At 38.6% G+C, this 15827-nt stretch carries 10 protein-coding genes; 7 read left to right on the forward strand and 3 right to left on the reverse strand.

Annotation, left to right across the window (positions count from 1 at the left end; translation table 11 throughout):
- The first annotated feature begins 43 nt into the window (after positions 1-43).
- From BFJ94_RS20750 to BFJ94_RS20780, 7 genes are all read left to right on the forward strand, one after another.
- On the forward strand, positions 44-745 hold the full coding sequence (locus BFJ94_RS20750) for a hypothetical protein (protein WP_120464341.1): 702 nt from the start codon (positions 44-46) through the stop codon (positions 743-745).
- A 201-nt stretch (positions 746-946) separates the two neighbouring features.
- Entirely contained in the window at positions 947-1414 is a 468-nt protein-coding gene (locus tag BFJ94_RS20755; protein WP_120464342.1) for a hypothetical protein, read from the forward strand.
- A gap of 771 nt (positions 1415-2185) precedes the next feature.
- A complete protein-coding gene (locus BFJ94_RS20760; RefSeq protein ID WP_120464343.1) occupies positions 2186-2908 on the forward strand; it encodes a hypothetical protein in 723 nt (240 codons plus the stop codon).
- 155 nt (positions 2909-3063) lie between these two features.
- On the forward strand, positions 3064-3723 hold the full coding sequence (locus BFJ94_RS20765) for a hypothetical protein (RefSeq protein ID WP_120464344.1): 660 nt from the start codon (positions 3064-3066) through the stop codon (positions 3721-3723).
- A gap of 601 nt (positions 3724-4324) precedes the next feature.
- A complete protein-coding gene (locus tag BFJ94_RS20770) occupies positions 4325-6469 on the forward strand; it encodes an McrB family protein (RefSeq protein WP_120464345.1) in 2145 nt (714 codons plus the stop codon).
- Complete coding sequence (locus tag BFJ94_RS20775) at positions 6441-8816, forward strand: DUF2357 domain-containing protein (RefSeq protein WP_120464346.1); 2376 nt, start codon at positions 6441-6443, stop codon at positions 8814-8816. Before BFJ94_RS20770 ends, BFJ94_RS20775 begins: the two co-directional genes overlap by 29 nt.
- A 221-nt stretch (positions 8817-9037) precedes the next feature.
- Positions 9038-10396, forward strand: a complete 1359-nt coding sequence (locus BFJ94_RS20780) for an IS4 family transposase (protein ID WP_120460909.1) — start codon at positions 9038-9040, stop codon at positions 10394-10396.
- Between the two features lie 90 nt (positions 10397-10486).
- On the opposite strand, the gene BFJ94_RS20785 is transcribed toward BFJ94_RS20780, so the two are convergent.
- The 3 genes from BFJ94_RS20785 to BFJ94_RS20795 all read right to left on the reverse strand — a co-directional run bounded on the left by BFJ94_RS20785 (position 10487) and on the right by BFJ94_RS20795 (position 15736).
- The gene (locus BFJ94_RS20785; protein ID WP_188831539.1) at positions 10487-12184 is read right to left on the reverse strand and encodes a hypothetical protein; all 1698 of its coding nucleotides are present in this window, start codon (positions 12182-12184) and stop codon (positions 10487-10489) included.
- Positions 12185-12735: 551 nt separating this feature from the next.
- Entirely contained in the window at positions 12736-14031 is a 1296-nt protein-coding gene (locus tag BFJ94_RS20790) for an IS110 family RNA-guided transposase (protein WP_120460554.1), read from the reverse strand.
- A 97-nt stretch (positions 14032-14128) separates the two neighbouring features.
- Positions 14129-15736, reverse strand: coding sequence for an nSTAND3 domain-containing NTPase (locus BFJ94_RS20795; RefSeq protein ID WP_229717141.1), 1608 nt, complete (start codon positions 15734-15736; stop codon positions 14129-14131).
- Positions 15737-15827 lie beyond the last annotated feature (91 nt).

The raw sequence follows: 15827 nt of genomic DNA on the forward strand, positions 1-15827 counted from the left end.
TTATAACAATAAGGAGTGATTTTTTATAAGAGGAGGAAATCCAATGGCTAATAAGAAAATAATGATAATAACTTTTATAGTATTATTCATAGCGATAAGTTCATCTTTATATGCATTAGCTACAAAGAAGGATTCAGTCTCGGATGAACCAAATAAGCTAATTGAAAATGCTTTTAGTGAGTTAAAAGGTCAGACAAATTCTATAAGCAAGGACAACTATGTTGTTACGGCAGGTGACATTCAAATAAGTAAAGCCGAATTTCAATTCTACAAAGTAAATATAAAACTTATATACCAATTAAACGAAACATTAGACAATCCATCAAATAAAACAAACTCTATTCCCTCTGACCAGGAATTAATAGATGAAATGTTGAAGAAGAGACTTTCAGTAAAACAGGCAAAAAATTCAGGTATTACGGTTGGCAAGGATGAAGTTGAAAAAGTCATAAATAGAGAAAAGAATATGCTTCATAGAGATGATTTAGATGAACAAAACCAAGCTCTTATTAAGGAAATAATGAACCAAAGGATCAATATAACTGGACTTTCTGAAGAAGATTTTTGGAAAAGTGATTTAGTATTTAAAGAATATGAGAACGTGCTTTATATTGATAAGTTATATAATAAATTAATTACCGAAAAAGAGATCTCTGATATCCATGACTTCGAAAAATTCCAGAATCATTTACTCGAACAATATAAAAATGATTATGGAATAAATTTGGATAATCTCAATGGATGATTACTATATTACTGAAATATCTTTCGGGGAACTAACACTACTGTGTGAAGGCTTGGGAAACCAAGCCTTTTTGTCTTAAATAGGTGGAAAAGCGAGTTTTGGAGGAATATTGAGTGTTGTATGGAAATAAATAGGATAGAACGACAAATCCCTATTACATAACATGGATTATAGGGGATAATTCCAAGTGGAGGTAAGGATATGCGTAGAATCTTAGCCATATGCGTTGGTTTCATATTGATCACTATGATGGTTGTAGCCTGTTCACCAAAAGAAATGACATGGGAAGAAAAGACGAGACAGCTGATGGCAAAACACAATGTTGAAATTGACGAGATCTGGCATTATGAGTTAAAGCAGAATCATCTTCTTGTATTCTACGAATGGGGAGGATGGCTTTTTGTTGGTTTTATTGATGCGCAGAAGGATAATTGGGAATGGAAAGGCAGAACAACCCCCATTGATATAGAAAAAGGTGGTTACATCTTCACCAATGAATATAATGTTCCATTTTATATAACGGTGCTGCTGACTACAAATGAATCCGTTAACGAGGCCAAGGTAAAAGGAAACCGCGCAAAGTTAGTACAAATCCATCCCGAGAATAAGATTTGGATTGCGTACCCTGATGAGCCGGTAGTGAATGAAAGATATTTTGAGATAAATTAATTCAATGACGTTGAAGTAAAGAAATCACAGCCTTGATAAGGTTAGTACACTCATAAAAGTCCAAGGGGGAATATCGTACTATATATACGATAATAATGACCTTTCGATCATAAATTGTAATATTAATAAGGTTCAAAGGCATAAAATAGAGGAAGATTTTAAGTTGGATAAATTGAAGGGGTATTGGGGTGAGGAGTAGGGTGTCGAATTACAGGATTCAGTTGAAGAGGGGGTAATACAGTCAGCGAAGGGGAACCGCCAGGTACACTGGAATACGATCTGGGAAAAAGGCCAAAAAAGCTCTTGAAGGTGACGAGAAATCCGCGGTCTATGCTCGGCGTAAAGTCGAGGTAGAAAGACGTATTTGGTCACATCAAGGGCAATCGCTAGTTTCGTCGGTTCTTCTTGCGAGGGCTAGAGAAGGTTCACACTGAGTTTGGGATTGTGGCTTTGGCCCACAATCTACTGAAGGTGGCGGGCATCTGCTCGGAAGCTCTATTTGTCTTGAGAGAATTACAAAAAAGTAGGCAGTCAAAAATTGACTTTTTATATACCCCACCACCATATTAGTTAGTAAAATTCAAACGATTCATAGATTTTAAATATAATTTAGTTAAAAGATATAAAATAAATAATATATTAAAAGGTGAAAAATGGTAATTTTGGACTAGTTACAAAATGTGTAATATAAAGTAAAATATTGGACATACCCTTTAGTGTTAATTGTAAAGCTGGCCAGCTTTCAATATATCAAGTTATTAGGAGGATAATATGAAAAGTAAATTTTTTTCTATTTTGCTAACTTTTGTTCTTTCCTTGTCTATGTCGATCAGTGCATTTGCAAACAGTCCTAATAATTATGATCAAGAGGTAGTAAATGATTTACAAAAAGCAAAAGCAACCAATTTCACTGTTGAAAACGATATCATTGATATTTTGTCCGTTACAAGAGATTCCAATAGTGCAGTGCCTTTTGGGATAGATCCCGGAGTAGGTGCTACAAGAGTAAATCTTGTTACATACGGATCGTATGCTGAGTTAGCAGTTCAGGATACTTCATCAGGTATTTTTGACACTATTAAGAATAATGCTATGTGGATTATCGGAAACTTTGTGAAAGGTACAGTTGGAATAGTCGTTTATAATGTAGTTGATTTACTTGTGGATAATATAGAGGTTTCTAAAATGGCAACGGCGAAAACAATGGTTGGATATACGTATCCAACAAAACAAGGGCAGGTTTGGTATAATAACGTTTGGAATACATTGTTTGAAAGCACTAATAGAAATACTTACAAATATTATTATGCTCTATATTGGAATAAAGACAAAGTTCAAAGACAGGGAACAAAAGACTTTACTCCTGATAAAGGGTATAGTGCAGCAAGAGTTGAGAAAGCGCCTCACTATGACGATAATACTTATATCCAAGATCAGGCTTCAAAAAATTATATTCAGGGTAAAAAATATACAACTGAGGAATGGTATAATTAATTTTATCTTCCCAGAGAATCAATTTTGATTCTCTGGGTTTTAATTAAAAACATTCCCGGACCTTCCAAACACAATTAAAAGGATATTTAATAAACTAAGTAAGATTTACAATAGCAAGATTAATACAAATTATATGCAACTCGGGGGCTTCCTAAATGAACTATAAACATAATTTATTTGTTATTTTTCTGGGTTTTCTAATTCTTGGATCAATTCTTGGATGTAATAAAGACTCTAATTCAAATAAAATCAATTCAAATAATTCAGTTTTTGAAAATAATGAAATAAATCCTGCTGAAGAGGTAAAACGAACCGATACATATACTAAATTTTCTGAAAAAGTAGATTTAGAAAAGACTCTTTTTTCAAAAAAAGAGTCTTTTAAAGAAACTTTACCAATAAACTATCATTTGTCAGCAACAGTTACTATTAGCCATGAACAAGATGCCAATAGATTAATTTATGAAGTTTTAATGGATAAATACACAACGGAATTAACTAATGTAATTCAATCATTTACGTTGAATCCTGATATGATTAATTATTTTTTAACTGATGATTTGACTACAACGAATACTTTAAATGATAATGAAACCAATTTATTTCCCAATAAGGAACCATATGGCTTAAGTTTATTCAGAGGTTACGTTATAAATAATGATACAGTAGGTAGGGAAATCGAGAATATCTACCAGGATGTTTATTTAAAAATATCTTATGGAAGTAAGGAGGATAGAAAAGAGGATTATTGGCATCTCAAAGCAGTTCCTTCGACTGACATGATAGATTATCTTAAATCTTTAAAAGAAGAATAATTATCTTGAATCTGAGAGTCTATGCCTCGAAAGTATGTAACTGACACAGCAATTCTGTTGGCGTTACTGTCCCTAAAAGCCAGAATCGGATGATAGTTTTTAAATTAGCTTATGCGTATTTCTTTCCGATACTTTTATGTTAGAATCTAGGTCCAGAATAAGAGTAATGGTAAACGGGCAAATAACTCGTTGTTGGTTGGTGGTCTTCAGATTTAGCATGTCTTGCTAAAATGGCTGGTACAGTCAAGGTTGATGTAATTTGGGGTGAAGAAAACCCGTAATTTAAGGGCTTGGGGTACCAAGCCCTGTTTGTCGTGGAAAAGTGACTGGAGCTGATGCTTTTGAAGGAATATGCCGGATGTCGTGGAAGTAACTAAATAAGGCAGGTTACCTATATATCCTCATATTGAGCGCAAAGGGGAACGAATATCGGATTTTGCCTCAGGAGACCTTTTCACTTTTAAGGGTGGCTTAACCATGGTACATCCGTTGGGACAAAAAGAGTTTATTTGGTAGAATTCTACCGTTGTAATTATGTCCGTATCAGTGCGAATACGCTTTATAATAAAATTTCCTAACATATTTAGAAACGAGGGTCAACATGATTACTCAGATAAGAAGTTGGATGCATGATGATTCAATCCCTGATTTGATTGGTAGGAAGAAAGTAGATTGGTCTATTTTTGAGTATGGGTCTACGATACCAAATGACTTCAGAGTGTATTTTTCCCAAACTAATAATGGAGAAGAGATTACAAAAGGCAGCGGTAAACAAGTTACTCTAATTTATAATGATAAGCATTACAGTGCTTCACTAAGAAATGTTGATCAATCAAGTGCAGGTAGGGAGACATTACAATTACGGTTTCACTCTAATGAAATAAAAGAGTTAATGGTGTCTGTTTTTAAATCTAGTTATAAATACATATTAGAACGGAAACCAACGGATCCGGGGAATAAGAAGCAAGTGAACGTTCCAAATGAATTGGCCGAATATATAGAGTTTTACTCCACAGATAGGCCCTTCATTTATCAAATGAAATTGATACCTGTGAATGGCCTAACAATGCCAAACATTTGGTGGGTCAATCAAGGTTCAACTCTTAATGAGGAACTTAAAGAGGGGATACTATGGGCCCCTTTGTCTGGTAAAGGTGGTCGCTCACAATACCACTGGGATACAATGGATGAAGTGAGAAAAGGGGATATTATTTTACATTATGCAAATGGATCATTGCGTTATGTAAGCAGAGCTATTGAAGATTCAGTAAATGCTAAAAAGCCTAGCTCTATGTCAGATTCGATATGGGACGAGCAGGGGAGACTAATTCGTGCGGAGTACTTCGCGATTGAGCCTAATATCCCCTTAAATAGTTTTTCTCAAGAGATTCTAGGATTAAATATTACTCAAGGCCCTATTCATTCAGGCGGAGGGGTGAAACAAGGATACTTATTCCGCTTTTCAATCGAGGGACTAAACATTATTCAAAGTCATTCACCAGATGTAGCCTGGCCTGAATTTACACGTTTTGAGATTGAGGATAATGAGGATTTGGATGAGGTGGAGCCTATGAAAACGATAGAGGATGGGGGAGTAGCAACGGTTTTGAGTAAAATCAAAGCTTATATTCAACAGCAGGGTTTTTATTATCCACCACACCTCATTGAGAACTTTTACCTTTCACTTAAGACAAAACCCTTCGTCATTCTGGCTGGCGTTTCAGGAACGGGGAAAACCAAGCTAATCAAACTATTTGCTGAGGCCATGGGGGCCACTTCACAGAATGGACAGTTTACGCTAATACCTGTTCGTCCGGACTGGAGCGATCCCTCAGATCTGATAGGCTATAGCGATTTGTCGGGCAAGTTTCGTCCGGGACGGTTAGTTGAGGTGCTACTGGAGGCATCTCGAAACCCTGGTAAGCCTTATTTCATATGCCTTGATGAGATGAACCTTGCTAGAGTAGAGCATTATTTCAGTGATGTGTTGAGCATACTTGAAACGCAAGAATGGCAGAATGATCGCATAGTCACCGCGCCAATCATTCACGATAAATCACTCGTGCAGGATGAGGATCGAGAGGTGTACGGAAATTTATCGATTTCAGAAAATGTGTATTTGATCGGTACGGTTAATATGGATGAGACAACACATCCTTTTAGTAAAAAGGTACTCGACCGGGCGAATACGATAGAGTTCAATGACGTCTATCTATCTCAATTTCCTGAGGATAAAACAGTGAATAAGCTAAGTCCAGAGTCTACTCATAATCAGTTCTTGCGGAGTAACTATTTGCAACTTGTGGATGCTTACGGAACCGATTCAAAAGCGCTTATTACCAAGACGACTGGTGAGCTAGTGCGAATCAATAACATCTTAGAAGAAATCCATGCACATGTAGGTTTCCGGATTCGAGACGCCGTATGTTTCTATATGCTGTATAGTCAGCGGTTCGGGTTGTTTTCTGAGGAAGAGGCGTTGGATCGTCAAATACTTCAGAAGATACTTCCAAGAATTCAGGGGAGCAGCGCTTCAATAAGAAGGGCTCTTTTGAAATTGATGAGGGAGTGTGTAGGTTCTTCTTTCGTCATCAATGACTATTTAGAAAATGGAGATTTGTTGTTTGAGGAACGCAAGCTCAATGAAATGATTAATCAGGCGAAGTATCCTCAAAGTACAAAGAAAATCATTTCTATGTTGCGGAGGCTAGAAGAAGATGGATTCACCTCTTACTGGTTATCGTGATGCACCGGTTAAGCTTCTACAAATAGAAACTAATCTATTTAATTTATATATTAAAGGGAAACCATTTCATCCGACCGTCGAAACTTTACAGCTTCATCGTCAGGAGGGGGAGGTTTGGTCCGATGCTCACTTTCATGTTGAGGTTCCCTCTTCAAAGGTGGAATTCAGTTCGGTTCAAGTTTTTTCTCGGCAGACGTTAGGCCTTCAAGCGTGGGATCATGGTGACCAAGCAGAGCCTTTATTTTTTGAAACGCAAACCTATGAGCTAGTTATTGAAAAGAAGCAGGATCTACCGATTGTCTTCTTTCATGAGAATATTCACCTTAGGCAGGCTATACAACCCTTGAATGATAGTTTATTGTCCGGTGTGCTTAACTTCCAAAACGAAGTAGGTTTCTCGGAGCTTGAGCTTCGCCTACAAGGTGAGGATATTTTCAAACTACAACTCGAAGTGTTTCCCTCAAAAATGGATTACAAGCGCGATTACGAAGTGATTCTACGTGAGGTCAATGAACAGATCTATAATCTTTCTTTTGATTTTCTTCGTAGGACATTTCATCTAACGGGGTTAAGGGAGACCAGATATCAGAGTATTACTGAATTCTTTACGATATTACAGCAGGTTTTTCAACAGTTGATCCAAGGCGTGGATCGCATTAGAAAAGCACCTCATTCCAAAATGAGACGAGAATCTCATGTCGTGGAAGCATCGAGAGCAAGAAGGGTGGGGAAGGAGAATATAGCGTTTTTACGCAAAAGGCCAGAGCTTTTTATTCAGGGACACCCGCACCCTACCCATGTGCTTGAAACAAGGCGATATATGGACTTCGATACGGCCGAAAATCGGTTTATTCGCTGGACATTGCTACGCATTTCCTCGAAATTGAAGGAGCTCAGAGCTCATGTAGCAAAGAAGGACAACCCGGATCCCGTGCTGCTTAAGAGAATCGACATAATGGGTTCGCAGTTACAGCGGCTGTTGAAGCAAGATTTTTTAGATGTGGGTGACATGAAGCAGGTTTCCTTGACTCTTGTGTTACAAATGGCCCCAGGTTATCGGGAAGTATATCGGATTTATCTCTTACTGATGAAGGGCCTTTCGATTCAAGGAGATTTGTTCAGGTTATCGATGAAGGACCTGGCACAGCTATATGAATATTGGTGCTTTCTGAAAATCCACCAGTTAATTCAGCGTAAATATGAGCTGGTCAGTCAAGATTTGATTAAGGTAAACCGGAATGGGCTTTTCGTTACGTTGAAACGAGGGCAAAAGGCTAGGATGGTCTATCGGAATCCGAGGAATGGTGAAGTGTTTACTCTTTACTACAATTCTTTGCCCGAGGAAGATAGCGGTTCTACTTTGGCTCAAAGGCCTGATAACGTACTCACCTTAAAGAAGAATGATTCATCGATTGAGTATAAATATATCTTCGATGCAAAATATCGACTGAATCCAGCTTATGAGGGAAGTCCATATTGGAATAGGTACAAGCAGCCAGGCCCAGAGGAAGAGGATATTAACACGATGCATCGTTATCGGGATGCGATTGTTTACCAGGATCATCGTAACGGGGAGTACGAGCGGAGTATGTTTGGGGCGTACGTGCTGTTTCCGTATCCTGATGAGGCAAGATTTAAGGAACACCCTTTCTATAAAAGCATTCAGCTAGTTAACATTGGGGCTATCCCGCTCTTACCGAATGCAACGAGTCTCTTGGAGCAGCTTCTTGATGAAATGATTCAAGACAGCCCGGAGAAGGCCTATGAACGCTCAACTCGGCCTCGTGGAACAAAAGAATACTATTCCAACAAGTTTGAGGGTAAGAACGTCCTTGTTGGCTCATTGAGAGTGCCTTCCCAATTGGATGTGGCTTTGTCACAACGTTTTTATCATATGCCGCTTAAGAATATCGTCGATCATAAGCTACTCACCCAAATCGAATATATTGCGATGTGTCAATCGCGTAAAAATTTTAAGGGGCCAGGAAATACCGGTATCCATTGGTATGGCCGCGTTCAGGATTGGAAAGTTGTTCGAAGGGGTGAGATCACAGAAAGACCTGCCCGGCCGGGTACGGAAGATGAACTATATGTTAAATTTACAATTGAACGTTGGGAACGGCGGGATAAGCCTATTGCCTTGGGTGGACAGAGAATCTATACCTGTCTGTATACGAGCAAATACATGTTCGATCGTGCCAATGAAATTGCAGAACTTAGGCTAGAGAATGAAGAGGATCTGAGAAAATGGCGCGAAGCTCGAAGAGTCGGCAAGGTCAAAGTACAACTGGATCATACTCATGTGGATTTGGCGGGATCTGTGGTGGAGATTCGAGTGGAGGAGTAAGGGACTCTTTGTGACGACCTATACGATTACGAAAAATTCAAAAAGGATGTTTATAGTTAATATCTCAACTTTCGCAGAGCGAAAACTAGCCTTATTACATGGTGTTACTGGGTAGAATGTCGATTCAATATGGAAGTTGTAAAAATAGAAAAACACCGCTTCGTTTGGTAAAGTGAGAGTGTCCTAAGCAATCACTACCACGCAGAAGAGGTGTCCTCTACATGATAGAACAAAACGTACAGCAGAATCAACTTCCAAATGAAATTAAACCAGCCTTTAAAGAACTAAAAGTACTGCAACACCTAAGAACAGCGGGCTTTAAAAAGAAATTCGGTTATACCTGTTCGTTTTTATTCCAGCTTGTCTTTGTCCTTTTGTTCCACCACAAGAACTGGTTTCGTCTACTGGAAAGCGAGAAAGGTGCATCCTTTCCTGGCAAAGATGCGGTCTATCGCTTCCTGAATCACAGCGGCTATGCATGGCGGCGGTTTCTGTCGTTGCTCAGTTCCTCTACAATTGAGAAAATTCAACCGCTAACGGGAGAAGATCGCGTATCCGTATTTGTAGTTGACGACTCCATGTTCGAGCGCAATCGCAGCAAAGCGGTTGAACTGCTTTCCCGATTTAAAGACCATGCAACGGGGTGCTACTATAAGGGATTTCGTATGCTTACTCTAGGTTGGTCAGATGGCCATACGTTCATTCCGGTGGACTTCTCCTTGCTTGCTTCGATGAAGTCTCAAGTGAACGGCATCATGCAAGAGATTGATAAGCGTACGTCCGGCTACAAGCGGCGAGTTGAAGCTTTGCTTCCTGCTCCTGAAGTCATTCCGGCGATGATTGATCGGGCGCTTTCAGCGGGTGTGCAGGCTTCATACGTCCTCATGGATAGTTGGTTCACTCATGCCCCATTGATCCAATCGATACTTGATCGCGGTCTGGATGTGATCGGCATGGTTAAAGATGACAAGAAGCGTTATCTTGTTGGCGGAAGCCGATTAACTTTGCAAGAGCTTTACTTTAGAGCAACCCCTGTCCAAGGAAAAAACAAGGGAATCTTACGTTCCATCCGTACCGAGTTATCCCCAGGGATTCCGGTTATGATGGTATTTGTCCGCCACCGCTCGAAGAAGAAGGAATGGCTTGCGATTCTATGCACCGATCTCTCGATCCCCGAAGAAGAAATTATCCGGATTTACGGAATTCGTTGGGATATTGAAGTGTTTTTCAAGTGCGCCAAATCCTTGCTGCGTCTACAAAAGGAGTTTCAGGGCCGTTCTTATGACCTGCTGATTAGTCATACGACGATTGTCTTTTCACGTTACATTTTGCTGGCATGGCAACACCGACAAAGCACTGACAACCGCACGCTGGGCGGCTTATTTCATTTGCTGTGCGACGAAGTAAGTCAACTAGATTGGGCAGTCGCCTTAACACAACTTATTGAATTGCTTGAGGATATCGCCAAGAAGGCCAGTAAGAAGATCACAATACTCATCCAGACACAACTCCAGCAATGGATCGCTGGTTTGCCTAATTACATCAAGGCCTACCTGCCGAAATTAAGCTGCGAAAGTTGAGTTAATATAATTATTAAGGAGAGGTGATACCTCCTCCTTAATAATTAACTAGATTATTCTAAACTTTTAGTAGCCTATTATTGAATAGTATCACAGAATCGATGAATAATCCCCTGTCGAAAATCTAGCATGGACCTTCTCCAATTCTTGTATTACCTTTAGCGACTCTTCGTAAGCTCCGAGCTCCTTTAGTAAGTTAATGTCCTTAATTTTATAAACTTGAACTGAACAATTCTCATTATATTCAGTGCATATATCTTTGTTTTCCTTCAGTTCCTTAAGTCTTTTTTTGCTTATTCGTTTAGGATATGGAGCCCAATCTTTAGTAATATCTAAATGCTCAAACATTGATAGTTCATCAGAAATAGAAGCAATTGAAGAATCGGGGGCTCCAGAATTCCCATAAAAAAATTGATATTTACAGAGGGAAAGATAATTTATTACTTTGTTTTCTTCATTTTCATAGCCAAGTCGATCAAGGTAATCTTCAATTTTAGGACCAACATAGAATCGATTAAATTGAAAGGGGTCTAATTCTTCATACATTCTGTACAGTCTGCCCTCCCAATCATAATTTTTAAAATAGTAGGTTCCATAGTCAGTATAATAGATACTACTCTCGCTTCCCTTATCGCTATTAATAAAGCGTTTTAATTTGTCAAAGTTATTGCCCCACACTTCATTCCAAGATTGTCGAAGGGATTCTTCGGAACCTTCATCGTTTCTGAACTCTATACTTGTTACAAAGGCATAACAGAACGTGTAAATAGGAATATGAAGAAAACGAACCCATTGTGTGTCTTGAAGGATCAGATTATCAAAGACAACTTCACAAAGGGCAGGATCGTTTTTCAGATAGTGATTATATATGTCACTCGATAAAAGCTCTGATGCACGTATCACGGGTTCTTCTCGATACATGAATAACTGATAGGTTTCAGCACAGAAGCCGACAAGGCTAGTATGTTTCAAATTTCTGTTTTGTTGAAATATATGTTGAATTAAAATCATGCATAGACTACTTTCCTGTTTGGGGAGCTGTTCAAGATCTTGTAATGCTGTAAGAAGCAATGTAATTGACTCTTGAGTTTGTAAATAGTCATGAACATAATGTGAGTGATTGTTTGTTAACGTTTCCTTTAACTCTTTTTTTAGATGAGTAGGAAGATTAGACCTAGTTATGAATTTTAAGATTTGCTCATCATCGAGCTCAAGCTCATTAGGTCCGAAAAGCCAATTTTCTGCATCTTCTTTTACAATCCCTAAAGACTGTTCTTTTTCATTTTTATAAATACTGTTATCTTGTTTAGCCATACTCTTTTTTTCTATTAAGAATGGTTTTCGGCCACACAAAGAGGCTACTTTCTCTCCAAATTGATATGTGTATCGGAGCCCAAAATGATGAAGTATCTTTGGAATGTTATCGACTAGCATATCAAGTTCATACTCCATACATAAACCATCGAGTATTTCTATTTCAGCCAATAAGATATTTTTTATTTCTTTTTTAAGCTTTTCAGAATAAGTTTTATGGTAAATGGAGTACTCTTCTGGAAATACTTCCTGAAACTTTTCCATAGTAATATAATGATATACACTAAATGATTCATTATAAAATTTATATAGAATATCTTTACCATCAAAAACCATTCCTTTTTCGATACAGAGAACAATAAAGCTAGGTAAGTTATGAAGATCTATATACTGCGCTTCAAGATTCCCATGCCCCATAGTTAAACAATAAGTTTTAATTTCATTTTCTAAAAAGTTAAAAATTTTAGGATGCAAATGAGGGTCACAACAACGTAACAATTGAAAGAACCTATGGAGCTCTTCTTGCTTATTCGGTAAATCATCTAATAAATCGGGGCCCCAATTCCAACTGTCATCAGGATCGGTATGATAGCTATAAGGATAATCCTCGTAATGTAATATACATTCCTCCCACTATAAATTAATGTTTTCTTTCATTTGCTCACGTTTTCTTAGAATCTCAAACACGATGTTCTCAAGAGATGGGGATATCATGCTGTTATGACATATTTTTCTCGAGGAACCGGTGACGGGAATAAAGCCTGGAACACATTTTCCAATCTGTGGATGGTACCTATGATCGCACCTTGGATATCCACAATTCCCTCGACGGTTTACCCTCCCATGTCACACTGGGTCTATGCCCTCACATTCCTTCGTTCTACCTCTCAAGGGGTGGATGCCGCTTCTTGCTCCTTTACTGGGTCGTTGCCCTTATGATGAAAAATCTGCGGCTACTCCGTGCTTCTGTTTGTCGCGTTTGAAGTCTAAGCACTGTGAAGCAAGATGAATCGTTAATGTTTGAATTAAGCAACCATCTGTAGCTGAGACTGGCGTACCGGTCCCAATACGTCATTTGCATTGTAGCGTATCTGTTTTGTTCCCAACGTATGCAATACTCGAATGAGTTTTCCACATAAGGCTACAATAGATTGTTTCTTCTTTAGCGGGTTCTGGGCTCGTTTCGTGTAATAGTGATGCAGCGCTTTAAATTCTGTATTTTTTGCCACCATGGGCATCATCGCACGGAACAGTAAAGCTCGAAGTCGAGACCGTCCCCGTTTGGTAATCGTGGACTTCCCTTTCTTCTTCCCAGAACTGTTCTCCCTTAGATTAAAGCCCGCAAGCCGTATAATCTGCTGACTATGATTATATCCTTTGAGATCGCCTACCTCGGCCAGAAATCCAGCCAATGTTACGACTCCAACCCCAGGAACCGTTAGCATTTCTTCCGAACCAGGGATCTGTTCAAGCAGTTCTACCACCTGTCTCATGATGTCGTCTATCTGCCGAGTAAACAAAGTATGCTGCTCCAGCAAGTTCTTCAATTCAATCTTGGCTGCCATTAAACCCTCTGTGAGGCCGATAGAGTCCTGAGCTGCTTGAACCAGTTTCTCTGCTCGCTTCATGCCAACCGCCCGTTTAACCTCTTGTTTCCACCGTTTCAAAACTGTGAAAGCTCCAAGTGTTACAATTTCTTGCGGGGTAGGAAATTCTGCAAGCGTGATGAGAGAGGCTTTTCCTTCCCAGTCAGCAAACACGTTTTGATATTCAGGAAAGAACCGGTCGAGCCAATTTTGAATCCGTCTTTGGACTTGACCCAGGTTTAACATAACCTTTTCTCGATGATTCATGAGGATGCGTAAATCCGCATAAACGCTCTTTGGAAGCCGGGGCTCCGAATAATGGCCGTTACGAACGAGATCTGCAATAACCTTGGCATCCTTGTAGTCGTTTTTCGTTGGTGAATTGTCTTCAAGTTCTTTACTCTTGCTAACATGATGAGGGTTTACGATAACTAGTTTAATGCCCTCATGCTGTAGAAACTCAGCCAGGGTAAACCAGTAGTGTCCGGTTGGTTCGATGCCGAAGATGACGTCAGTCTTGGCATGTTGCCGTTGAAGTTCCTTCATCCACGATACTAGTTTTAACAAACCTGAACGGTCGTTTTTAAATACACAATCTTTTCCCAATTCGATCCCACGAAAATCGATCCCGCGTGCTACATGGGTTTCTTTGGCGATGTCTGCACCGATAACCAGTGTATTTTCGGTAATTTGTTCAATACGTTGATTCTGTTTCTTAGATTGTTTATACTTCATATTGAGCGTCCTCCTTCTAACTTAGGGAATGAATGTCGACCATTCGGAACCCAGCATACAGGAGACGCTCTTTTTATTCAAACCTCAAATTAATTCATTACAGGAATGGCTCCTCAATTAATTCAATGACTTTTTTACTGGAGTCCTTGGAAAAGTGTTCAAATATGAACTGAATTTGATTGTAATAGCCACAGTACTGTAGAAGCTCGGGAATAAATTGATCAGTATGTTCTTCAATATGTGAATATAGAAAATCTTGCACGGAAGGCATACTAAACTTCAATAAAACTTCGTCTTCTTCATCACTATAAAAAGACTTAATCATTGTTTTTTCAAGCTCGGATATACTGTCACTTAGCTTTTTTATCTTCATCCGGTTAGTACGAGTTTCTATATATTTTGCATAGCAGCGCTTCATATCTTCTAAGTACATAGGTGTTGAAGAGATTAGTAAAAGCAGGGCTACAATCTGTGCATCTTGAGAAAGATCCAAAAAAATATCCTCCCAGAATGCACCGGGATTATCAAAATAATCACAAAGACCAAAAAAATAGTCTTCAGGGGTAGTTTCTTTATCCAGTGCTTTGTTTAGGTAAAGGGCAAGCACACGGGGGTTATAGTTTTCATGATTGATTATTTGACTACAGTTTTGGAATAGATAAGTAACATATTCATATTTTAAATTGGATGCATACAGGTGCTCAAATAATATATTAGCTTTTTCAACATTGCTGTATCCTTCAACTGTACAAATTAGAGCATATTGATCTAGCGTATCCTTCAACATAGGTTGTTTTTGTAGTCCTTGACGAAGAATATATTCTCTTGTTGTTAAAATGAGGCGTTTGTTTCCTCTAGAGTCTACTATATTCTGAATGAGTTTATTGAGACGGTTTTCATCATTTCTATGAGTACTTTCATTATGAAAAATACTCCCCCAGAAATCATCTAGTATAATAACTTGTTTTTTATCGTCCTCTAACATACTATAAACATCTCTAATAGAATTCCCCCATACCAAACCATCTAGATTGTCTGGCTGTAGGTATGCCAGTGCCAAAAGGTAGGCTATTGTTGTTTTTCCAACGCCTGGCTCTCCTGAAATTACAATCACATGGTTTTGACACCATCTTTGTAACGCTTCACGGTAGATTTGAGTAGGGGCAAATGTATTAGATGCTTTTAATGCCTCTTTAAGCTCCTCATCAGATTCCATGTATAGTGAGCTGTGTATGGATCTTCTAAGGAATTTTTCAAGTACATTCATACTTAGCTGCCAAAGTTTTGGATGAACTGATTCTATCCATTTGTATTTAGGTTCTTCTAGTAGTCTGTTAATGTCTGTTTTGCTTAAAATATCATTAGTGCTAGTAATAAACCCATCAAATAAATTTATAATCTGTTCCTTCTCGTTAGGTTGAAATTCCATTGAAACGCCCAAAATATATCGATCGGGTTTTAATTTACGCACCTTAGGTAGCTCAATGTTTTTTAAGCTCTTAAAAAGTTGTGTGAAATCTTGTTTATACCGTTTTGCTTGGATAACAGTTCTCTTGCCATGGCATATATAAGAGCCGTCAATTCCAGAATCGCGCCCTTCTTTGTACATTTCTACAAATAAGCCTTCCCTTACTTGAACGATATCACAAACAAGCTTTTCAAATTCGAGTGGTTCCAGCAGTTCATGAAAGTCATAATTGGGCATATCTAACTCCTCCTAGGAAAATAATCAGTTCAACTTTATTAAATTCCAACTATAGAGAGGGTGAAGTTGCTACGTATTTAGGGTAGCAACT

The sequence above is a fragment of the Paenibacillus aceti genome, from assembly GCF_003614185.1.
Classification (GTDB): Bacteria; Bacillota; Bacilli; order Paenibacillales; family Paenibacillaceae; genus Fontibacillus; species Fontibacillus aceti.

Bases quoted from the DNA above. Each gene is read 5' to 3' on its own strand.
- BFJ94_RS20760 (WP_120464343.1), top strand. From the start codon at position 2,186: ATGAAAAGTAAATTTTTTTCTATTTTGCTAACTTTTGTTCTTTCCTTG.
- BFJ94_RS20790 (WP_120460554.1), bottom strand. From the start codon at position 14,031: ATGAAGTATAAACAATCTAAGAAACAGAATCAACGTATTGAACAAATT.
- BFJ94_RS20795 (WP_229717141.1), bottom strand. From the start codon at position 15,736: ATGCCCAATTATGACTTTCATGAACTGCTGGAACCACTCGAATTTGAA.
- BFJ94_RS20765 (WP_120464344.1), top strand. From the start codon at position 3,064: ATGAACTATAAACATAATTTATTTGTTATTTTTCTGGGTTTTCTAATT.
- BFJ94_RS20750 (WP_120464341.1), top strand. From the start codon at position 44: ATGGCTAATAAGAAAATAATGATAATAACTTTTATAGTATTATTCATA.
- BFJ94_RS20755 (WP_120464342.1), top strand. From the start codon at position 947: ATGCGTAGAATCTTAGCCATATGCGTTGGTTTCATATTGATCACTATG.
- BFJ94_RS20770 (WP_120464345.1), top strand. From the start codon at position 4,325: ATGATTACTCAGATAAGAAGTTGGATGCATGATGATTCAATCCCTGAT.
- BFJ94_RS20780 (WP_120460909.1), top strand. From the start codon at position 9,038: ATGATAGAACAAAACGTACAGCAGAATCAACTTCCAAATGAAATTAAA.
- BFJ94_RS20775 (WP_120464346.1), top strand. From the start codon at position 6,441: ATGGATTCACCTCTTACTGGTTATCGTGATGCACCGGTTAAGCTTCTA.